This window comes from Azospirillum agricola (assembly GCF_020005195.1).
In the GTDB taxonomy this organism is placed as follows: domain Bacteria; phylum Pseudomonadota; class Alphaproteobacteria; order Azospirillales; family Azospirillaceae; genus Azospirillum; species Azospirillum agricola.
This window is the reverse complement of sequence record NZ_JAIFZR010000007.1, coordinates 457,261-476,088: the sequence shown is the minus strand read 5'-3', so window position 1 is coordinate 476,088 and position 18,828 is coordinate 457,261. Positions and strand designations below refer to the sequence as shown.

26 protein-coding genes and 1 pseudogene are annotated in these 18,828 nt (G+C 65.9%); 25 read left to right on the top strand and 2 right to left on the bottom strand.

The annotated features are described in order from the left end of the window. Positions 1–110 precede the first annotated feature (110 nt). From tauA to betC, 4 genes are read left to right on the top strand one after another with little or no spacing between them, the layout of a single operon-like run. Entirely contained in the window at positions 111–1,115 is a 1,005-nt protein-coding gene (tauA, locus tag JN22_RS32105) for a taurine ABC transporter substrate-binding protein (RefSeq protein ID WP_085557953.1), read from the top strand. A gap of 44 nt (positions 1,116–1,159) precedes the next feature. Beyond that, positions 1,160–1,963: a taurine ABC transporter ATP-binding protein gene (locus JN22_RS32100; RefSeq protein WP_085557952.1), complete on the top strand. Its 804-nt coding sequence runs from the start codon at positions 1,160–1,162 to the stop codon at positions 1,961–1,963. Then, entirely contained in the window at positions 1,960–2,811 is an 852-nt protein-coding gene (locus JN22_RS32095) for an ABC transporter permease subunit (RefSeq protein ID WP_085557951.1), read from the top strand. The genes JN22_RS32100 and JN22_RS32095 overlap by 4 nt, the downstream gene beginning before the upstream one ends. Positions 2,812–2,861: 50 nt before the next feature. After that, positions 2,862–4,436: a choline-sulfatase gene (betC, locus tag JN22_RS32090; RefSeq protein WP_223678004.1), complete on the top strand. Its 1,575-nt coding sequence runs from the start codon at positions 2,862–2,864 to the stop codon at positions 4,434–4,436. A 72-nt stretch (positions 4,437–4,508) separates the two neighbouring features. On the opposite strand, the gene tauD is transcribed toward betC, so the two are convergent. Then, positions 4,509–5,333 carry a taurine dioxygenase gene (gene tauD, locus JN22_RS32085; RefSeq protein ID WP_085557950.1) on the bottom strand — a complete coding sequence of 275 codons (825 nt, stop codon included), beginning with the start codon at positions 5,331–5,333 and terminating at the stop codon, positions 4,509–4,511. Positions 5,334–5,877: 544 nt separating this feature from the next. Continuing rightward, complete coding sequence (locus JN22_RS32080) at positions 5,878–6,081, bottom strand: hypothetical protein (RefSeq protein ID WP_085557949.1); 204 nt, start codon at positions 6,079–6,081, stop codon at positions 5,878–5,880. A gap of 228 nt (positions 6,082–6,309) precedes the next feature. On the opposite strand from JN22_RS32080, the gene JN22_RS32075 reads away from it, so the two are divergent. The 21 genes and pseudogenes from JN22_RS32075 to JN22_RS31975 all read left to right on the top strand — a co-directional run bounded on the left by JN22_RS32075 (position 6,310) and on the right by JN22_RS31975 (position 18,828). Further along, positions 6,310–6,735 carry a hypothetical protein gene (locus JN22_RS32075; protein WP_143268981.1) on the top strand — a complete coding sequence of 142 codons (426 nt, stop codon included), beginning with the start codon at positions 6,310–6,312 and terminating at the stop codon, positions 6,733–6,735. A gap of 26 nt (positions 6,736–6,761) precedes the next feature. Continuing rightward, a complete protein-coding gene (locus tag JN22_RS32070) occupies positions 6,762–7,157 on the top strand; it encodes a hypothetical protein (protein WP_143268979.1) in 396 nt (131 codons plus the stop codon). Positions 7,158–7,344: 187 nt separating this feature from the next. Further along, complete coding sequence (locus JN22_RS32065; protein WP_223678003.1) at positions 7,345–8,334, top strand: phage protease; 990 nt, start codon at positions 7,345–7,347, stop codon at positions 8,332–8,334. A 9-nt stretch (positions 8,335–8,343) separates the two neighbouring features. Beyond that, a complete protein-coding gene (locus JN22_RS32060; RefSeq protein ID WP_085557947.1) occupies positions 8,344–8,916 on the top strand; it encodes a Mu-like prophage major head subunit gpT family protein in 573 nt (190 codons plus the stop codon). A gap of 127 nt (positions 8,917–9,043) precedes the next feature. Continuing rightward, entirely contained in the window at positions 9,044–10,240 is a 1,197-nt protein-coding gene (locus JN22_RS32055) for an IS256 family transposase (protein WP_085557946.1), read from the top strand. Beyond that, complete coding sequence (locus JN22_RS32050; RefSeq protein ID WP_211099726.1) at positions 10,221–10,697, top strand: Mu-like prophage major head subunit gpT family protein; 477 nt, start codon at positions 10,221–10,223, stop codon at positions 10,695–10,697. Before JN22_RS32055 ends, JN22_RS32050 begins: the two co-directional genes overlap by 20 nt. Before the next feature lie 62 nt (positions 10,698–10,759). Beyond that, a complete protein-coding gene (locus JN22_RS32045; RefSeq protein WP_143268977.1) occupies positions 10,760–11,392 on the top strand; it encodes a hypothetical protein in 633 nt (210 codons plus the stop codon). 9 nt (positions 11,393–11,401) lie between these two features. After that, positions 11,402–11,653, top strand: a complete 252-nt coding sequence (locus JN22_RS35430; RefSeq protein ID WP_085557944.1) for a helix-turn-helix domain-containing protein — start codon at positions 11,402–11,404, stop codon at positions 11,651–11,653. A 27-nt stretch (positions 11,654–11,680) separates the two neighbouring features. Next, a complete protein-coding gene (locus tag JN22_RS32035; RefSeq protein WP_143268975.1) occupies positions 11,681–12,379 on the top strand; it encodes a phage regulatory CII family protein in 699 nt (232 codons plus the stop codon). A 6-nt stretch (positions 12,380–12,385) separates the two neighbouring features. Continuing rightward, positions 12,386–12,592 (top strand): annotated as a pseudogene (locus tag JN22_RS35425) (DNA-binding protein); the annotation flags it as partial. A 9-nt stretch (positions 12,593–12,601) separates the two neighbouring features. Next, on the top strand, positions 12,602–14,572 hold the full coding sequence (locus JN22_RS32025; RefSeq protein WP_223678016.1) for a DDE-type integrase/transposase/recombinase: 1,971 nt from the start codon (positions 12,602–12,604) through the stop codon (positions 14,570–14,572). Positions 14,573–14,604: 32 nt separating this feature from the next. Beyond that, positions 14,605–15,366: an AAA family ATPase gene (locus tag JN22_RS32020; RefSeq protein WP_143268973.1), complete on the top strand. Its 762-nt coding sequence runs from the start codon at positions 14,605–14,607 to the stop codon at positions 15,364–15,366. Then, positions 15,366–15,950, top strand: a complete 585-nt coding sequence (locus JN22_RS32015) for a hypothetical protein (RefSeq protein WP_085557941.1) — start codon at positions 15,366–15,368, stop codon at positions 15,948–15,950. The genes JN22_RS32020 and JN22_RS32015 overlap by 1 nt, the downstream gene beginning before the upstream one ends. After that, entirely contained in the window at positions 15,947–16,303 is a 357-nt protein-coding gene (locus JN22_RS32010; RefSeq protein WP_085557940.1) for a hypothetical protein, read from the top strand. Before JN22_RS32015 ends, JN22_RS32010 begins: the two co-directional genes overlap by 4 nt. After that, positions 16,300–16,653 carry a hypothetical protein gene (locus JN22_RS32005; protein WP_085557939.1) on the top strand — a complete coding sequence of 118 codons (354 nt, stop codon included), beginning with the start codon at positions 16,300–16,302 and terminating at the stop codon, positions 16,651–16,653. Before JN22_RS32010 ends, JN22_RS32005 begins: the two co-directional genes overlap by 4 nt. Then, entirely contained in the window at positions 16,650–17,330 is a 681-nt protein-coding gene (locus JN22_RS32000) for a hypothetical protein (RefSeq protein WP_085557938.1), read from the top strand. The genes JN22_RS32005 and JN22_RS32000 overlap by 4 nt, the downstream gene beginning before the upstream one ends. After that, positions 17,330–17,584: a hypothetical protein gene (locus JN22_RS31995; protein ID WP_085557937.1), complete on the top strand. Its 255-nt coding sequence runs from the start codon at positions 17,330–17,332 to the stop codon at positions 17,582–17,584. The genes JN22_RS32000 and JN22_RS31995 overlap by 1 nt, the downstream gene beginning before the upstream one ends. 42 nt (positions 17,585–17,626) lie before the next feature. Continuing rightward, positions 17,627–17,980, top strand: coding sequence for a hypothetical protein (locus JN22_RS31990; protein ID WP_085557936.1), 354 nt, complete (start codon positions 17,627–17,629; stop codon positions 17,978–17,980). After that, on the top strand, positions 17,973–18,239 hold the full coding sequence (locus JN22_RS31985; RefSeq protein WP_085557935.1) for a hypothetical protein: 267 nt from the start codon (positions 17,973–17,975) through the stop codon (positions 18,237–18,239). Before JN22_RS31990 ends, JN22_RS31985 begins: the two co-directional genes overlap by 8 nt. Next, positions 18,239–18,574 (top strand): hypothetical protein, encoded by a 336-nt coding sequence (locus tag JN22_RS31980; RefSeq protein ID WP_085557934.1) that lies wholly within the window; start codon positions 18,239–18,241, stop codon positions 18,572–18,574. Before JN22_RS31985 ends, JN22_RS31980 begins: the two co-directional genes overlap by 1 nt. Then, on the top strand, positions 18,571–18,828 hold the full coding sequence (locus JN22_RS31975; protein ID WP_085557933.1) for a hypothetical protein: 258 nt from the start codon (positions 18,571–18,573) through the stop codon (positions 18,826–18,828). Before JN22_RS31980 ends, JN22_RS31975 begins: the two co-directional genes overlap by 4 nt.

The window sequence follows — 18,828 nt, the reverse complement described above, 5'->3', positions numbered from 1 at the left end:
GTTTTTCAGGCATGGAGAGCAGCGATCCGTCGAACGCATTTCGGCCTGGCCCTTGGCCAAGACGACGCGCCCCGTTTCCAAATCATCCATTCTTTTCGTGGAAGACACCGATGAAAAAGACCATGTATCAAGTCGCGCTCGCCGCCCTGACCATCGCCCTTCCCTTTACCGCCCAGGCGGCGGGCAGCAAGATCGTCGTCGGCTACCAGACCGACGCCCTGCCCTCCTCGGTCGCCATCGCCAACGGCGACTTCGCCAAGGCGACCGGCACCGAGATCGATTTCCGCAAATTCAACTCCGGCGCCGAGATCTTCGCCGCCATCGCGTCGGGCGACGTTCAGGTCGGCTATGTCGGCTCCAGCCCCTTCGCCGCGGCGACCAGCCGCGGGCTGGACGTCAAGGCCTTCCACCTCGCCACCATCTCCGGCACCGACGAGGCGCTGGTGGTGCGCAACGGCTCCGGGATCGAGAAGCCGGCCGACCTGAAGGGCAAGAAGCTCGCCGCCGCCCCGGTCTCGACCGACCATTACCAGCTGCTGGCCGTGCTGAAGCAGGAGAAGCTGAGCGAGCGCGACGCCCAGGTCTTCGCCATCTCGCAGCCGGACATCGTCGCGGCGTGGAACCGCGGCGACCTCGACGGCGCCTTCGTCTGGGATCCGGCGCTGACCGAGCTGAAGAAGACCGGCACGGTCCTGCTGACCTCGCGGCAGGTCGCCGACCGTGGCGCCCCGACCTTCACCGCCTGGATCGCGACCGCCGCCTTCACCAAGGACAACCCGGCCTTCCTGAAGGGCTTCGCCGGGGTGGTCGAGACGTACAGCGCCTCCTTCCGCAACGACAAGGCGGCCTGGGGGCCGGACTCGGAGAATGCCAGGACGCTGGCCAAGCTGTTGGGCGGCACCCCGGCCGACCAGGCCTCGGCGCTGAACAACCTGTCGCTGGTCCCGGCCGAGCAGCAGGCGACCACCGCCTGGCTGGCCGGCGGCGAAGGCGGCGGTGCGGCCAAGATCCTCAAGGACACCGCCGAGTTCCTGAAGGAGCAGAAGAAGGTGACCACCGTGCTGCCGAGCTACGGCGGGTTCTTCACCGCCGAATACGTCAAGGGCCTGCGCTGATCGCTGCGGTCACCGGCCGGCAAGAGGGCGGACAAGGGGAAGCCATGCTCCAGGTTCACAACGCCAGCGTCTTCTTTCCCGCCCGCGACGGCCGGGTGGTCCACGCGCTCGACCGCGCCTCGCTCGACATAGGCGCCAACAGCATCGTCGTGGCGCTCGGCGCCTCGGGCTGCGGGAAATCGACCCTGCTCAACGCCATCGCCGGCTTCCTGCCGCTGTCCGACGGCTCGATCACCCTCGACGGCCGCCCGGTCGAGCGGCCCGGCGCCGACCGCGGCGTCGTCTTCCAGAAGGACACGCTGCTGCCCTGGAAGAGTGTCGCCGAGAATGTCGCGCTCGGCCTGAAATTCGCCGGCGTCCCGGCGCGCCGGCGGCGCGAGCGGGCGGAGGAGCTGCTGGGCTTGGTCGGGCTCGACGGTTTCGCCGATTCCACCCCGCACGAGCTGTCGGGCGGCATGCGCCAGCGCGTCGGCATCGCCCGCGCGTTGGCGACCGACCCGAAGATCCTGCTGATGGACGAGCCCTTCGGCGCGCTCGACAGCCTGACGCGCGAGCAGATGCAGGAGCTGTTGATCGACGTCTGGGCGCGCACCGGCAAGCGCATCTTCTTCATCACCCATTCCATCGAGGAGGCGCTGTTCCTCGGCACCACCGTGGTGGTGATGTCGCCGCGCCCCGGGCGCATCGTCGCCCGCTTCGAGCTGGACTTCGTCCGCCAGTTCGCCGCCGAGCGCGACGTGCGGGCGATTCTGTCGTCACCGCGCTTCGCCGAGCTGTACGACGAGATCCGCGACATCGTCCACCGGCCCCATCACGCGGGCCCACACAATGAGGGACGGCTGCAATGACCGACCTGACCCGCCGCGACGAGTCGGCGATCGCCCCGCCGGCGACGCCGAAGCTGGTCCGTCTGCACCCCTTCGGCCTCGACGGCGCCCGCACCGCCCCGATCAGCCTCGCCACCGCGCTCGTGCTGATCGGGGCGTGGTTCCTGGTGGCGGAGTACCGGCTGGTGCCGCCGCTGTTCCTGCCCGGCCCGCAGGAGGTGCTGACCCAGTTCCTCGCCATCGCCGAGGAGGGCTACGCCGGCGCCACCCTGTGGGAGCATGTCTCGGCCAGCCTGTTCCGCATCTTCACCGCCGCTTTCGTCGCCGCGTCGCTCGGCATCCCGCTCGGGCTGGCGATGGGGCTGAACCGCTGGGCCAAGGGCGTCTTCGACACGCCGATCGAGTTCTACTGGCCGCTGCCGCCGCTGGCCTACCTGCCGCTGATGATCATCTGGCTCGGCATCGGCGAGGTCTCGAAGATCGTGCTGCTGACGCTGGCGATGTTCGCGCCGGTCTGCCTGTCGGCCCAGGCCGGGGTGCGGGCGCTGCCGGTCGAGCGGGTCAACGCCGCTTTGTCGCTCGGCGCCACCCGCTGGCAGATCTTCCGCGAGATCGTGCTGCCCAGCGCCCTGCCGGAGATCCTGACCGGCCTGCGCATCGGCATCGGTGTCGGCTGGAGCACGCTGGTGGCGGCCGAGCTGATCGCGGCGACGCGCGGCATCGGCTTCATGATCATGTCGGCCTCGCATTTCCTGGCGACCGACGTGGTGTTCGTCGGCATCGGCGTCATCGCCGTGTGGGCCTTCGCCTTCTCCTACGGCATGCGCCTGCTGGAGGCGTGGCTGGTGCCCTGGAAAGGCAAATTGTGAGCCAAGGGCAAGTCGTGAGGTCTTTCCATCATCCCGGAGTGAGTCGAGCCGTGTCCGCGTCCCGTCCCCCCAACATCCTGTTCATCATGGCCGACCAGCTGGCGGCCCCCGCCCTGCCCTTTTACGGTCACCCGCTGGTCAGGACGCCCAACCTGTCGCGGCTGGCGGCGGAAGGCGTGGTGTTCGGGAACGCTTATTGCAGCTACCCGCTCTGCGCGCCCTCGCGCTTCTCGCTGCTGTCGGGTCGGCTGCCGTCGGCCATCGGCGCCTACGACAACGCCGCCGAGTTCGCCTCCTCGGTGCCGACCTTCGTGCATCACTTCCGCGCGGCGGGCTACCGCACCTGCCTGTCGGGCAAGATGCATTTCGTCGGCGCCGACCAGCTCCACGGCTTCGAGGAGCGGCTGACCACCGACATCTACCCGGCCGATTTCGGCTGGACGCCGGACTGGGCGAACGGCGCGCTGACCTACGACTGGTCGCACCACATGGCCAGCGTCATCGAGGCCGGCCCCTGCCACCGCAGCCTGCAGATCGACTTCGATGAGGAGACCGCCCACCAGGCGGTGCAGAAGATCTACGACTACGGGCGGACGGGCGCCGGGCAGGGCGACGAGGTGCCCTTTTTCCTGACGGTGTCCTTCACCCACCCGCACGACCCGTTCAACTGCCTGCCGGAGCATTGGGACCTCTACGACCACGAGTCCATCGACGCGCCGTCGGTCCCGGCGATCCCGCTGGCCGAGCAGGATCCGCACAGCCGCCGCCTGCATGTGATGGACAGCATCCATCGCTACGACCTGACGCCGGAGCGGATGCGCACGGCGCGCCACGCCTATTATGGCTCGGTCAGCTACGTCGATGAGCTGGTCGGACGGCTGCTGACCGCGCTGACGCGGGCCGGGCTGGCCGACGACACCATCGTCGTCTTCACCGGCGACCATGGCGAGATGCTGGGCGAGCGCGGCATGTGGTACAAGATGACCTTCTTCGAATGGTCGTCGCGCGTGCCGCTGCTGATCCACGCACCGGGGCGCTGGAAACCGGGCCGGGTGTCCGATCCGGTGTCGCACGTCGATCTGTTCCCGACCTTCCTCGACCTGATCGGCGGGCGGGCGCCGCCGCCCGTCGACCCGCTCGACGGCACCAGCCTGCTGCCGCTGCTGGAGGGCCGGGAGCGCGAGGGCGACGGAGCCGTATACGCGGAGTATCTCGGCGAGGGCGTCCTCGCCCCGGCCTTCATGGTGCGGCGCGGCCCTTACAAGTACATCGCCTGCGAGGGCGACCCGCCGCAGCTCTTCGACCTGGAGAGCGACCCGCGGGAGCTGGTCAACCGCTCCGGCGACCCGCTGCTGGCCGAGGTCGAGGCGTCGCTGGCCGCCGCCGTGGCGCGGCGCTGGGACGCGGCGGCGTTGAAGCAGGCGGTGATCGAGAGCCAGAACCGCCGCCTGTTCGCCCACCGCATCCTGCTGACGGGCCGCCACACGCCGTGGGATTTCCAGCCGCACCGCGAGGCGGCAACCTCCTACGTGCGGAACTTCGGCATCGCCGAAGACACGCTGAAGGCCGTCGCACGGTTGCCGGCGGTGGAGCCGGTGCCGCCGGACTTTCCGGACCTCCCATAGCCGTTGACTTGGCCCTCTCCCTCCTTGGGGAGAGGGTTGATGATGCCGAGACAGCAGCTGCGGAAACGGCCCTCACACCGGACGGTCGCCCAGCACGGTGGCGCGGTGCATCAGGCGGCTGTGCGGCAGATAGTCGTTCACCGCGTAATGCTGGGTCGAGCGGTTGTCCCACAGCGCCAGATCGTCCGGCTTCCAGTTCCAGCGCACGGTGAATTCCGGCCGGGTGACATGCTCGAACAGGATGCGCAGGATGCCGTCGCTCTCCTTCGGGCTCAGCCCGAGGATGTGGGCGGTGAAGTTCTCGTTGACGAACAGGGCCTTGCGGCCGTTCACCGGGTGAGTGCGGACCACCGGATGGACACGCACCGGATTCTTGGCCCGCGCCTCGAGCCAGCGTTCGTACACGCCCGGCGCGTTGTGGCGCCATTCGGGGAAGGAGCGGGTGAAGTCGTGCACCGCCTTCAGCGGCTCCAGCAACCGGCGCAGCGGTTCCGACAGAGCCTCGTAGGCGGCGAAGGCGCTGCTCCACAGCGTGTCGCCGCCCGACGGTGGGACCTTCTTGGCCGACAGTGCGACGATGGCCGGCGGCGCCTCGACGAAGGTCACGTCGGTGTGCCAGACGTCGTTGTCGGTCGGGTTGTGCGGCCCGGTGTCGAGCACCATGATTTCCGGGAAATCCGGGACGTTCGGGTAGACTGGGTGGACGTGCAGCGGCCCGAAGCTGGCGGCAAAGGCGCGCTGCTGCGCCGGGGTCAGCGGCTGCTTCTCGAAGAACAGCACCTGATGATGGACCAGCAGCGCCTCCAGTTCTGCGGCGGCCGACGCCGACAGCGGGCTGTAAAGAGAACCATGGTCTGACGTAGTTGGACGGTGGGATCCGATGGGATTTACGGGGATCCGATGGGATGCGAAGGCGTTGGAAATTCTAGGTTTCCCGTCTGAAGCGTCCCCTTACCGTCAAACCAAGTTTCGTTTGCTGATTCGCGGCTTGGTCTGACGTCGCCGGAACTGGTAGAGCAAGGCAAATCAAGCCTTTGGCGGTTCCAGATCGCGTGCTCATAGGTAGAACTGGGAACTGCGCTTCCCAGTTCGCCTAAGTGGTTTTCAGTTTCATCAACGCATTGTTTTAGAACATAATTCAAGCCTCTATGGCGCTTGATCTTCGACGTGGAACTGGAAACTGTTTCCAGTTCAAGGGAACAACTTAAACGAGATAATTCTGTGAAGTTCCAGGGAAGATTCCTTGCTGAAATCCTTGAGCAACTCGGACATCAGTGTCCGAGTTGCTCTTGTGTATTAGAAATTCCATAATTTCTTGATTTTCATAGGAATTTTAGTTTCTGTGTCCGGTAGGCTGCGCGCGAACTTGGACATTGTCCAAGTCTCCTACATCTGTAATCCCGCCAAATGGCAACTAAAAAGGCATATTCGAGGTTGGACGTCACTCGTCTTTCTTGCAAATTTCGCCGGTTGCCTTCACAGCGTACCCAGCTTTCTGGGCTGCAAGTCCAAGCTGAAGGAGGCGTCGGATCGCCTCTGCCTCAGTGTTCATGCGCTGATCAAAGCGATAGTCGCTAATGCCATCCCACAGCTCACGTGGGATGGAAACGATCTTTCGCACGGTGGTTTCAGGATTAATCGCCATGAGCGCACCATAGCACACCGTTAGGAGTGGTCAAGGTGCATCACTCTATGCATTGACAACGCCCCATGGTGCTGTAAGTGTATCACCTATCAATGGTGCATCACCTCAGGGGCCGCCATGACAAATCCTGACGAACCACCTCCTGTCGCTCTCGCTTCAGACCCCATAGCCAACAAGCGTGTAGGCCGTATCGTGCGCCTCGCGCCCGTGTGCATGCTTCGATGCGGAGTGACGCCCATCCATGTCTTCAACGTGGATGGCGTGTCCTACCTCCTTGCCAACGATGTGATGCGAGCCACAGGAAATCACACAGCCCGCGCTTCGGTAGAGCACGCCGTATCCACGTTCCCAGAACTGCGGCTTGAGGGTGCTTCCATCCTCCGTCCGGTCAAGGGGGTGAATGGGAAAACCAATCGCCTTCTCACTGTCGAGGCCGCTGTAGCGTTGGTCGCTCGAAGTCGGTCCCGGCATGCCATCGACGTGCAGCGATGGTTGCTCGGCACCTTTGGCGGCAGCGGCTGGGACACAGCGTCGCCCGCCGCTACAGGCATGGAACCGGCGGCACCCATGGTGCTCGCATCCGATCTCGTGCGGCTGGAACTGACTGTCACCATCACGAAAGCCCGCCGCATCTTAGCAATCGCAGCGAAGTAAATTTCCAATCCACTACCGGAAAGGTGGTGGCGGGGCTCTATGGCCTGGAAACCGTGCCCCGCCACCGTGCCACCGGGCGAACCCATAGGAGGCTCGATATCATGGCCCAAGAACGGCATTCCGACAACATCAACCACTTCGCTCCGGCCTATCCCGGAGCAATCTACTCTGCTGATGAAGCTACTGAAATCCGGTCCATCTTCCAGAATGTGGAAAAGGCGCTGCCTCGCCGCGTGCTTGATTACGTGGCAGGCAACGTCGAACCGAATTTGACGGGGGATATCGTACGTATAAAATTATCCATTGAGAAGATGAATGATATTTTCACGAATAATGTCGAATTGGATAAGGCGATTATTTTTCTTGATATGGCTTCGGAAAGCATAACGAGCATATCGGATCACACATCTGTTGCGGTGTGAATATCACCGGTTTGATACAAAACATCATCAACAGGACCCTGACGCCCCGCCATTTTGGTGGGGCGTTTTGCGTTACAGCCAGCGGGTAGGCGGGTAGCGCAAAACAGTTCTCAGTTGGTAGGGGGTCTAGAGGCAAATACCCCCTGAACTCGCCTCCTGATAAAGATTGAGTGGGAAAGGCAAACTGGTGGCATCAACCACCAAGCGCATTCCCATGACCTCGCTGACCGAAACCGTCGTCTGCTCCGCGTTGACCATGGTCTTGCCGACTGATGGAAAGGCACCGGAGTGGGTTCAACTGCTGCCCGCTGGCAGCGTCCAGCCCAACGACGGTCGCCCCGGCTGGTCGCTGAAAGATGCCGGTGCCGTCATCGTCGCGTCGATGACAGCCGCGCCGCGCGGCTTGCTCGCCATCGACTATGACCATGCCGCCGATATCGCGGTGCCGAAGGGTGGCACGGCGCCCGCCGCTGGCTGGATTACCGGCCTGGAAGGCCGGAATGATGGCATCTGGGCCAAGGTCGATTGGACCGTTCCGGGCGCCCGCGCCATCGCGTCCAAGGAATACCGTTTCCTGTCGCCGTCCTTCCTGCACACGCCGGACCGCGTCATCACCCGCATCATCGGCGCCGGGCTGACCAATCGGCCCGCCCTGACCATGCTTCCCGCTCTTGCATCGTCCCAAGGAGACACGATGAACCCCACGCTCTTGGCGGTCCTGGAGGCGCTGGGCTTGCCCGGTGACGCCGACCAAACCACCGTCCTTGCCACCATCACGAAGCTGAAGGGAGGGACCAGCACAGCGACTGCGGCGGCGATCCCCGATCCGGCCCTCTATGTGCCCCGGACGCTCTATGACCAAGCGTCCGTGGCCCTGGCGTCGATGCGCTCCAACCTGTCCGATGAACAGGCTGTTGCGAAGGTCGATGCGGCCATCTGCGCGGGGAAGATGACCCCGGCGCAACGGGATTGGGGTTTGGCCCTGTGTCGGCAGAACCCGAACAGCTTCGACACCTTCACGAACGTCGCCCCGGCGGTCTTCGCCAATCTGTCCCGCGACCTAGTGCCGGGTTTCACCCCGGTCGAGCATGCCGCGTCCGGGCGCCTGACGGCGGATCAACTCGCGCTGTGCACGAGCATGAACCTCGATCCCGCCGAATTCGCCAAGAACCTGTAAGGGGCTTCCATGCTCATCACCGCGCCCAACCTGAACAACCTGTTCACCGGCTTCAAGACCAGCTTCAACAAGGGCTTCCAGGGCGCTCCCAGCACCTATCAGAAGATCGCCATGGAGGTGCCGAGCCAAACCGGCGAGGAGAAATACGCGTGGCTTGGCAGCCTTCCCGCCCTGCGGGAATGGGTGGGGCCGCGTATCGTCCATAACCTTGAGGTTCACGGTTACGCGATTGAGAACCGCCCCTTCGAGGTGACCATCAGCGTTTCGCAAGACCATATCGAAGACGACAAGGCGGGCGTGTTCACCCCGCTGTTCGAGAACATGGGTTACGAAAGCCGTCGTCACCCGGATTCTCTGGTGTATGAACTGCTCGCCTCCGGCTTTGCCGACCACTGCTATGACGGAAAGCCGTTCTTCGCCGAAGACCATCCAATCCACACGTCCGAGAGCGTGACCGTTCCGCACAGCAACATGCAGGATGGCGACGGACCGGCGTGGTTCCTGATCGATGGTTCCCGACCGATCAAGCCCCTGGTGTTCCAAAAACGCGGTCGCGTCCCGGTGAGTGGTGTCCGAACGTGAGGCTGGCCCGCCGGAGCGCTCCCCCCTAGCTGGCGCAGGCGGGCCAGCCGTTCGGAAGCAGGCGGTCACCGTGTGTCTTCGGTAAGTTGAGGTTGCTTGACGACCATCAACTGTGACGGAGACCACGATGACCGAGGACAGGATCGCTCTTCAGGACCTGATTGGGAAGAGCGCCGACGCTGACTTCCTGCGCGAGATGGTCGGTTTCGCCGCCCAGCGGCTGATGGAACTGGAGGTCGAAACCTTGTGCGGCGCCGGTTACGGCGAGCGCACGGACGAGCGGCAGACCAAGCGCAACGGGTATCGCGAGCGGAGCTGGGAAACCCGCGCCGGGGCCATCGACCTTCGGATCCCCAAGCTTCGGCGCGGCTCCTACTTCCCGGCCTTCCTGGAGCCACGGCGCACGGCGGAGAAGGTGCTGGTCGCGGTGATCCAGGAGGCCTACGTGCAGGGCATCTCGACGCGCAACGTCGATGACTTGGTCAAGGCGATGGGCATGACCGGCATCTCGAAGAGCCAGGTCAGCCGCCTGTGCCAGGACATCGACGAGCGCGTCCAGGCGTTTTTGAACCGGCCGCTGGAGGGTGACTGGCCCTTTGTGTGGCTGGACGCCACCTATGTCAAAGTGCGCCAGGACGGCCGCATCGTCTCGGTTGCCGCCATACTCGCCATCGGCGTCACCACCGATGGCCGGCGCGAGGTGCTGGGGCTCGGTCTCGGGCTGTCGGAAGCCGAAATCTTCTGGAGCGAGTTCCTGCGCTCCTTGACGCGCCGGGGGCTGCGCGGAGTGAAACTGGTGATCGCCGATGCTCATCTCGGGCTGAAGGCCGCCGCTTCCAAGGTGCTGGGCGCGACACTCCAACGGTGTCGTGTTCATTGCATGAGGAACCTCCTGGCCTGCGTCGGCAAGGCGCACCAGACGATGGTCGCCGCCACCATCCGCACCGCCTTTGCCCAGGAGACCGCCCAGGCCGCCCACGAGCAGTGGCGACACGTCGCCGACAGCCTGCGGCCGCGCTTCTCCAAACTGGCCGCCTTGATGGACGAGGCCGAGTTCGACGTGCTGGCCTACATGGCCTATCCCAAGGACCTGCGCACCAAGCTGCACTCCACCAACCCCTTGGAACGCCTGAACGGCGAGATCAAGCGGCGCACCAATGTCGTCGGCATCTTCCCATGCGAAGCCGCCGTCACCCGACTGGTCGGCGCCCTGCTGCTGGAGCAACACGACGAGTGGGCTGTATGCCGACGCTACATGACCATGGAAAGCTTGGCCGTGCTGTGCAACCCTGCGGGCGACCCGCTTGTCATCTCAGCGGAGTAAACCGGCAGCCTCAGCGCGCCGAGGAACACGAAGCCTCCTCAGACACCACACCCCGGGGCACGATCAAAAACGCCGCGATTACGAGTTCCAGCGGCAGGACGCCCCCACCGATGGCAACGTGTTCAACAACCGCGAGTTCATCTACGGCGTCTGGGCGCGTGTGAACGCCGGGTTCGGCCTGTGGCAACTCGCCTACGGCAGCAAGGCCCCGCTGACGGTCGAGAACTACGAGGCCGCGCGCGCGGCCATGACGTCGGTGCGTGGCGATAACGGACGCAAGATGGGCGTCTCTCCGACGATCCTGGTCGTTCCCGACGAATTGGACGGCGCGGGCCGTCGCGTCGTCAACAACACCACGCGCGTGGTGACGGTGGGTGAACCGCCCGACGAACGGTCGGTGGCGATCGCCAACGAATGGGCCGGTTCCGCCGAATTGGTGGTGTCGTCCTATCTGTGAAGACGGTGCCAGTGCCGGAATGCACTGGCGCTTGTCACACCGCTCTGAGAAGGAAAAGAGTGATGGCGAAGGGCAAATTCAGGATTACCGATAACGGCATTCCTGTTGTGGGCTGGCCCGGTATTTTGGGTGATATTTCCAGACTTCTTGGGGATGGAGCCGCCGAAAGCTTCGCGAGAGCGTTCGGGGATGGCAAGCTCTACATCCCTAAAGTCAAAAAACTGAAGGATGGCCACCCTTTAGTCAAAACGCTTGGACGGGAAGCGGCCATCACCATTGCGGCGGCAATGGGCGGAAGGGAATACCCGATCCCCACGGCCCGTTGGTCGCTCTCGCATCATCGGGTGCGGGTCTTTCGCTCCAAAGGCTGGGGTGTGAAGGCGATTGCCAAGGCATTGGCGTTGCGGATCACCTCCGTCGAAAGACTGTGTCAAGGCATGGAAGAGCCTGTGGGCGCTCCCGAACCGGTCACCGTGCGTTGCTACACCTGTGACCAGCTTCATACGTTCAACCCGGCCGACATCAGAAAGCCCCAAACGTCCGAACTGGACCAAGCGCTTGATGCGAAGCCGTGCGCCGCCATCGGGTTGGATCGCGACGCCGATCCGATTACCGAACCGGCCGAAGCGGACCGAGAACGCCTTCTGGTTGATTCTGAGGGTGCGACACGCGCTGCCGTTCCAAATGAGGGCTGACTTCAAACCATCCTGCGCGTCACGTCAAACCAAACTTCGCGCTACAAGCTTGCGGGCAGCAGCCTTGCTGCTATCGCGCAGGAGCTTGGCTGCACGCGACAGGCTGGTGCACTCGCTTTGAGGATGGGGTCGGTCCGCTGGGAGCAAGCCATTGCGGCAAAGCTTCGTTTGCCGGTGCAGGCCCTGTTTCCTGATCGCTATGACGCCGCAGGAATGCGGCTTCGGCGCACCCGCCCCGTGCCTTCACGGGAGGCTGCGTAACGTCGCCGGTAAAGCTGGCCTACAGCCATGCTTGCCGACGCCCAGTTGAGAAGCAGCCCGGTCATCCGGACCAAAGCCAAGGACAGAGGCGCCGCTCCAGACCTGACTGCCACACACAAACCAGCCAAGGCGGGTGCCAAGAAACGTTCCGCATCAACGTCGAACAGAGCAGCCCGTAGTTTCATTACATCCTCCGAAATCATGCTTCCGGACGTTCTCAGAGCAACCGCCACAGGCACAACGGGAACAACGATGTCTAAATCCCCCTACAAGCAACGTCGCCCTGGCACTCTGAAGGCGGCTGTCGCGGATTTGATCGAACAATGCGGTGGATACCCGCGTGCTGCGATGGTCGCGCGGGTCAGTCGCTCGCAGCTCTTCCGTTACTCCAACGACAGCGAGGAGGACGTCAACTCGCACATGCCAGCCGATATCGTTGCCGCACTGGAAAGGTATTGCGGCTCTCCGGTTGTCACAGAATGGCTGGCAGTAGAAGCCAACTGCACACTTCTTCCCATCGCAATTGATCCGGAAGCCGAAGCGATCCCGAAAAATGTTGGTCAGATCGCCCAACATGCCTCAAGCCTGTTTGCTGAATTTGCCACCGCCTTTGGTGATGGCCGCATCGACGAACTTGAAGCCGGCCGCATGCTTGAAGCCGGTGACGCAATGCTCCGTGAATACATGAACCTGCGGCCGGCGCTGACCGGTCGCACACGGGCTTGATGTGTCATGGCGACGGAATGGCGCTCTCCCACTAAATGGGCAGCCTTGGGCCTCCCAGGGATCCCTGGATCGAAGCAAGGTTTTCTGAAGCGGGCGCAGGCTGAAGGCTGGGGGCCTACCCGTCCTCGGAGAGGACGCGGCGGCGGCCTTGAATACCACGTTTCATCTTTGCCGGAAGAAGCACGGCTGGCGCTGGGCCGGCAGGCGGCATCCGATGCGGTGGTGACTGCCGTTCCGGCCTTGCCCGCCGTCGCCAAGGCTCCTGTGTCCGCTCTGCCCAGTACGCTCGAAGCGCAGCTGCGGCAGGACTACAAATTGGCGATCCTGCTCGCCTTCGACCGGTTCAAGGAAGCCAGCGGCGACGCCCTGACGCCCGCCCGCCACAAGTTCGTCGGGTTCTACAACGCCCGGCAGATCGACGTGCCGGATTGGGTCCGCGCCGCCAGCCCGACCATCAGCATGTCGACGCTGGAACGCTGGGCGAAGGCCCGTGCGACGGGCGACGCAGCGGGCCTTGCCGGTCGCTATGGCAACCGCAAGGGCACGGGCGTGCTCGACAGCGCGGTCATGGACGTCAAGAGCTACATGGTCGCCGTGCTGGTGGAGAACCCGAACCTGTCGATGCAGGCCGTTCGCCGGCTCCTCGTGCAGCGCTTCGGCGAGGATCTGGAACTGTTCGACGGCACGAGCCGTCCGATGCCCAGTGAGCGGCGCTTGGGCGTTTTGTGGCAGGACTGGAAGGCCAAGAACCGCCAGCTTCATCTAGCGCTCACCAATCCCGACGAATGGAAGAACCGCCACCGCGCGGCGGTCGGCTCCTACAGCGAGGGCATCGAGCGCCCGAACCAGCTCTGGGAGATCGACGCCAGCCCGGCCGACGTCATGCTCACGGACGGGCGTCATTCCATCTATGTCGTGGTGGACGTCTACACGCGCCGGATCATGGTGCTGGTGACGAAGGTGCCGCGCACCTCGGCCGTCCTGCTGCTGATCCGCCGCGCCGTCCTGGCCTGGGGCATGCCCGAGGCGATCAAGACGGACAACGGATCCGACTTCGTTTCCCGCGAGGCAGAGCGCGCCTACTTCGTGCTCGGCGCCGCCCATCCGACCTGCACCCCCTACAGCCCCGAGCAGAAGCCGCACGTCGAGCGCGCCATCGGCACGGTGCAGCACAGCTTCATGCCGCTCTTGCCCGGCTATGTCGGCCACAACGTCGCCGCCCGTCAGGCCATCCGCTCCCGCGAAACCTTCGCCGCCCGGATGGGCGAGGCCGACGCCGACGTCTTCCAGGCGCAGCTGACCGGTCTGGAGCTTCAGAACCTCTCCGATACCTGGGTCGAGAACGTCTACCAGCACCGGCCCCACGAAGGGCTGGGCGACCGCACCCCCGCCGCCCTGGCCGAGAGCTGCGCCGGCCGGGAAGCCCGGCTGGTCGATGAGCGCCAGCTCGACCTGCTGCTGATGCCGGCCCCGGACGGAGGCGACCGCGCGGTCGGAAAGAAGGGCATCCGGGTCGAAAACGCGGATTTCTGGGCGGTCGAGCTGATCCCCCACATCAACACCGGCGAGCGCTTCGACGTCCGCCTCGATCCGGAGGACATGGGCCGGGTGTGGGTCTACCGCTCCGAACCCTTCGAGTTCCTGTGCATCGCCGAGAACCCCGAGCGTGCCGGCCTGTCCCGCGCCGCCCTGGCGGCCGAGGCCCAGGCGCTGCAAAGGCAGTTCATCGTCGCCGGGAAGGCCGCCCTCCGCTCTGCCAAGAAGAAATTCACCGCGCATGAGCTGGCCGACGCGCTAATCGGCAAGCCGGCGGCCACCGTCACCGCGCTGCCCACCGCCGCGCCGCCGCCGGTCGCTGCTCTTCCTCCGCCCGTCCAACCCTCGGCCGGCGTGATCGCCGCCCAGCGCGCGGTCACAGCCGCCACCCCGACCGTTTCCCGGCCGCGCGACGATGCCGAACAGGCCCGCACCGCCGACATCGCCCGCCGCATCGCCGCCCCCGCCACCCCGGCCGAGAAGCCGGAGGATCGCTGGTGGCGCCGCGCCCAGGACATCGAGGCGCGGATCGCCGCCGACGCCGAGGTCAGCGAGGAGGATCTCGACTGGCTGCACACCATCGAGACCGCCGCTTGGTATCGCGCCCGCAAGAACGACGCCGCCCGTAAGGCGGCCTTCGCCCGCGCCGTCGAGTGACGGCGGGCGCCCAAAAGAAAAGCGAGAAGATCATGTCGAAATCCACTCCGTCTCGCCGGTCCACGTCCTTCGCCCCCCTTCGGAACCTGACCCTGCTGGAAGAGCTGGTCATCAAGCTGAAGGGCCGCAGCCCCGACGTGCCCGGCCTCGGCGTCTTCCACGGCCGGAGCGGCGATGGGAAATCGCGCGCCGCCGCCTGGGTCGGTGCGTCCGACCACATGGCTTACTACGTCGAGGCCAACGATTTCTGGACGCCGCGCGCCATGCTGCGGGCGGTGGTCGATGCTATGGGGCTGGCGCCGTTGCCCCATGCCACCAACAACGAACTGGCGGCGAAGATCGCTGAGGAGCTGGAGACCAGCCGCCGCCCGCTCATCATCGACGAGGCCGATCACCTCGCCAAGAAGGACATGATCGACAAGGTCCGCGCGCTGCACGACATGGCGGCGCCGGGCACGGCGTCCATCGTCCTGATCGGCGAGGAGGGCTTGCCGCAGAAGCTGCAACGGTACGAACGGTTCCACCGCCGCGTGCTGGATTTCGTGGCCGCCGAGCCCTGCGACCTCGACGACGCCCGCCAGCTGGCGGGGCTGTACTGCCCGCGCGTCGACGTGGCCGACGATCTGTTGGTGCAGTTGCTGGAGCAGACCTACCGCTCGACCGGCAGGGTCGCGGTCAATCTGGTCGCCATCTCAGCCTTCGCGGCTGGCGAGGGCCTGCGGCGCATCGATCGGGATGCCTACGCCGGCCAGCGGATCAACACCGGCGCCGCGCCCGCCGTGCGGAGGTTCTGATGGTGGGCGTCTCCGAAGAGCGCCGCGACCCGCCCCGGCGTTACGCCGAAACTCGGGAATGCTGGGCCACAATCCGGCGGCTGAAAACCTTCCGGCTTCGCGATCTGGTCGGGCCTAGCGTGTCCCGCAGTCTTGCCAGCAACTTCGTCCGCAAAGCTCTCGCTGCGGGCATTTTGAAGGTTCAGGACGGGCACACTGCCAGCACGCACCGTGTCTATGAGTTGGTTCGGGATGTTGGTCGGCGGTTTCCCCGTTTCGACGCGTCCGGTCGGCTCACGACGCGGCCGGAAGCCTCGGAACGCATGTGGGCTGCCATCAAACCGCTACGCGGTGGGTTCCAGATCGACGAGCTGTCCCACCTCGCGCGCGCATCCCTCGCCAACACGCGCCAGTACGTCAGCCTTCTGCACACGCACGGCTATTTGGATGTGATGGTCCCTCACGCCACCGGTGCGTCCGGCCACCGTGCCCGCTATCGGCTGAAGTCGTCCATGAACACGGGGCCGGACGCACCCATGCGCCTGCGTGATGGATCGCTCTGGGATCCGAACCGCGAGGCCATGGCCGAAGAGGTGCCGGCATGACCGCGCTTTCCTCCAAGGCCTCAGCCGCCTGGGGCGGCAACCCGCCCGCCTTCGTGGCGGCGCTCGCCCAGCTCGCCGACGCCCAGGGCCTCGCCCAGGCCGGCGCGCTGATCGGCTACGGCAAGACCGCCGTCTCGCTGGTCATCGCCAACCGCTACGGCGCCGGCCTCGACCGGATCGAGGCGGCGGTCACCGCCCGCCTCGCCGTCGCCCCCGAACCCTGCCCGATCCTCGGCCCGATCGACGCCGCGCGCTGCGCCCGCGAGCAGGCCACTGCCACCCGTACCCGCTCCCTTCTCGGCGGCCTGCTGCGCAACGCCTGCCGATCCTGCCCCCGGAGGTCCCCGTCATGAATCACCCCGGCACCGCCGTGGCGTCCAAGATGGACGCCCTGGCCGCCCAGCTCGACCGGCTGGCTGAAACCCCCAGCCAGCAGGCGCCCGCCCAGACCAACGTTCTGGCCGACCGCCTCATCATCCTGGCCGACGATGCCAAGCAGGTGGATTTCCGGATCGGCGTTCGGCTCGCCCAGCAGGCCGAGCCGGTGCGCGGCCGGGCCGTCGCTCGCTGCTATACCCCCTACAGCGCTGACGAGCTGTTCAGGCTCGCCATCCTCCTGCGCGCCCTAGCTGCGGCTCTCCGGACGGCGCCGACGTCCCGGCCCGCGCCGGCCGGCCAGTTCGGCGGGGGGGATGCGGCATGAGCGTCCGCCAGTACACGGAGGCCAACCTCCTGCGCATGCTGCGCGCCTACGCCGACGCCGAGGCGGCCGGCGAAACCCTGTCCGCCATCGCGCTTGCCGCGCGCCTCGGCTTGGCCGACAGCACCGGCCCCAACCTGCGCCGCGCCCTGCTCGGCCGGAGCTGGTTGGAGATCATCGAACCGCCGCGCGGCAGCTGGCCCGGTCGCGTGCGGGTTACGCCGGACGGGCAGACCACGCTGAAGACGGGCGTGGTCCCGCCGCTGGCCCAGCCCGTGCCCCACAGCCGCGCAAAAGCCCTGCGCGCCCTGCGGCTGGTCGCCGACGCCGAAGCCGCCGGATCGACGATCAACGGTCACGACCTCGGCACTGCGCTGGGCCACTCCGAGTTGCACGGCGTGGAGATCCGCGCCGACCTGATCAAGCGCGGCTGGGTCGTGGTGGTGGGCTGGATCGGCAACACCAGCATCCTGCGGCTGACGGCGCTGGGGCGCGATGCCCTGGTCGACGCACCGCCCCCGCAGCAGGACCAGCGGCATACCCTGCGCCAGCGGCGTTGCCTGTGCTGCGGCGAGGATTTCGCCAGCGAGGGACCGGGCAACCGCGTGTGCCGCAGCTGCAAGGACACCGTGGATTACCAGTCCAGTCAGATGACCTCCCATGTCGTGCGGCTCCGGTGATGACCGCGCTCCGTCCTGGCGCCCTGGTCGAGATCGAGATCCCCGCAGCCGAGGGCCGCCGCGTCGTCATGCGACGGATCTCGACGCTCCGGTGCCGGGCGGGCGGGGATTACGCCTGCTTGCTGACCGATCCGGCGGACGGTGGACTGGCGGCGGCAATCCTTGCGCAGACCGACACCGGCCGGTGGCTGTGCGCCGCCCCACCGATCCCGATGCACCCCCCGCCGCCGGACACCCGCCGGGGCCGGCCCTGACCGACACGAACCTCCACCTTCTGCACCCAAGGCAAAGACTTCATGGCTACCATCCTCACCTTCAGCGAAGCCGACGCGCTGATCGTCAATCCCTTCGACGGCGACTTCGGCGACCTCGGTACGCGCCGAGTGTCCGACACCATCATCACGGTGGCCGAGCCGCCCCGCTGTCACACCTGCGGCGGCACGCTGACCCCCGGCACCCGCTGCCGGCATCTGGTCGAACAGGCCGGATCCGAAGAGGACGGCGACGAACCCGGCGCCATCAAGCGGACGGAATACCGGTTCTGCCAGCACTGCTGCTCGGCCATGGCGCGCGACGCCAAGGACGGCGGCGACCGCCTCGGCAGCCGGATCACCCGCATGGTCCAGAACCGGGAGCGGTCCAATGGCTGATCGCCCGACTTTCGACGAAGCGGTCACCCACTGGCTGCGTTTGCGGATCGGGGAAGGCATGGGCCGGAGCGGTGAAGCCGCCCTGGTCGCCGTCACCCTGCGCATGCGGGTCGGCCTGCTGCTGACCGTGCCCGCCATCGAGACCCTGGAAGCCGCCATCACCGCCCGCTGGGGGGTGAACCTGGTGGTTTCCGCCGGAAACACCGTCGCCGACGTGGCTGCCGCCATCGTCGCCAGTTGCCAGAGGACTGCCGCCTGATGTCCAACCTGATCCGCACAATCCACGAGCAGGGATTGAATCATCCCGGCGTCCGTCCCGAGGTCACCGCAGCGACCGGCGGGCTGGCGCTGGTCGAGGCGCGGTATGGTCTGAACCGGACCATGGAAGCGCTGTTGTCCACCTATATGACTGTGTCCTGCACCCTGGCCGCGACGTACGACCTGTCGGCGCTTGATGCCGGCATCATCAGTTTGGAGGCGGCGGTCCGGCAGATGCGCGAGGCCAAGGCCGCCATGGCCGCCGGCACCGCGCCCGAGGGGGCGGTGGTCAAGCTGGGGGCGCGTTCCACTGTTCATCCGGAGGGTCGGGCATGAGCAGTCCTTGCCCCGTTCCCAGCTGCGCCGGTTCCCAGAAGACCGGCAAGCTGATGTGCCTCTCGCACTGGCGGCTGGTGTCCGACGCCACGCAGAAGGAGGTGTATCGGACGTGGCGGGCCTTTGATCGCACTCGACGTGCTGTAGGCGACGCCACCTGGGAGGCTCTGCGCGCTTATCGCACTGCCCGCGACAAGGCCATCGCCGAGGCAGCGTGCGAGCAGCGGCTCCATGACGGTAATGGGGAGGGCTGA

Coding starts and splice junctions, on each gene's coding strand:
- JN22_RS32000 (WP_085557938.1), top strand. CDS start 16,650: ATGAGCGTCCGCCAGTACACGGAGGCCAACCTCCTGCGCATGCTGCGC.
- JN22_RS31995 (WP_085557937.1), top strand. CDS start 17,330: ATGACCGCGCTCCGTCCTGGCGCCCTGGTCGAGATCGAGATCCCCGCA.
- JN22_RS32045 (WP_143268977.1), top strand. CDS start 10,760: ATGGCGAAGGGCAAATTCAGGATTACCGATAACGGCATTCCTGTTGTG.
- JN22_RS32015 (WP_085557941.1), top strand. CDS start 15,366: ATGGTGGGCGTCTCCGAAGAGCGCCGCGACCCGCCCCGGCGTTACGCC.
- JN22_RS32010 (WP_085557940.1), top strand. CDS start 15,947: ATGACCGCGCTTTCCTCCAAGGCCTCAGCCGCCTGGGGCGGCAACCCG.
- JN22_RS32005 (WP_085557939.1), top strand. CDS start 16,300: ATGAATCACCCCGGCACCGCCGTGGCGTCCAAGATGGACGCCCTGGCC.
- JN22_RS32095 (WP_085557951.1), top strand. CDS start 1,960: ATGACCGACCTGACCCGCCGCGACGAGTCGGCGATCGCCCCGCCGGCG.
- JN22_RS31980 (WP_085557934.1), top strand. CDS start 18,239: ATGTCCAACCTGATCCGCACAATCCACGAGCAGGGATTGAATCATCCC.
- JN22_RS31975 (WP_085557933.1), top strand. CDS start 18,571: ATGAGCAGTCCTTGCCCCGTTCCCAGCTGCGCCGGTTCCCAGAAGACC.
- JN22_RS32080 (WP_085557949.1), bottom strand. CDS start 6,081: ATGGCGATTAATCCTGAAACCACCGTGCGAAAGATCGTTTCCATCCCA.
- JN22_RS31985 (WP_085557935.1), top strand. CDS start 17,973: ATGGCTGATCGCCCGACTTTCGACGAAGCGGTCACCCACTGGCTGCGT.
- JN22_RS32060 (WP_085557947.1), top strand. CDS start 8,344: ATGCTCATCACCGCGCCCAACCTGAACAACCTGTTCACCGGCTTCAAG.
- JN22_RS32055 (WP_085557946.1), top strand. CDS start 9,044: ATGACCGAGGACAGGATCGCTCTTCAGGACCTGATTGGGAAGAGCGCC.
- JN22_RS32100 (WP_085557952.1), top strand. CDS start 1,160: ATGCTCCAGGTTCACAACGCCAGCGTCTTCTTTCCCGCCCGCGACGGC.
- tauA (WP_085557953.1), top strand. CDS start 111: ATGAAAAAGACCATGTATCAAGTCGCGCTCGCCGCCCTGACCATCGCC.
- JN22_RS32035 (WP_143268975.1), top strand. CDS start 11,681: ATGCTTGCCGACGCCCAGTTGAGAAGCAGCCCGGTCATCCGGACCAAA.
- JN22_RS31990 (WP_085557936.1), top strand. CDS start 17,627: ATGGCTACCATCCTCACCTTCAGCGAAGCCGACGCGCTGATCGTCAAT.
- JN22_RS32020 (WP_143268973.1), top strand. CDS start 14,605: ATGTCGAAATCCACTCCGTCTCGCCGGTCCACGTCCTTCGCCCCCCTT.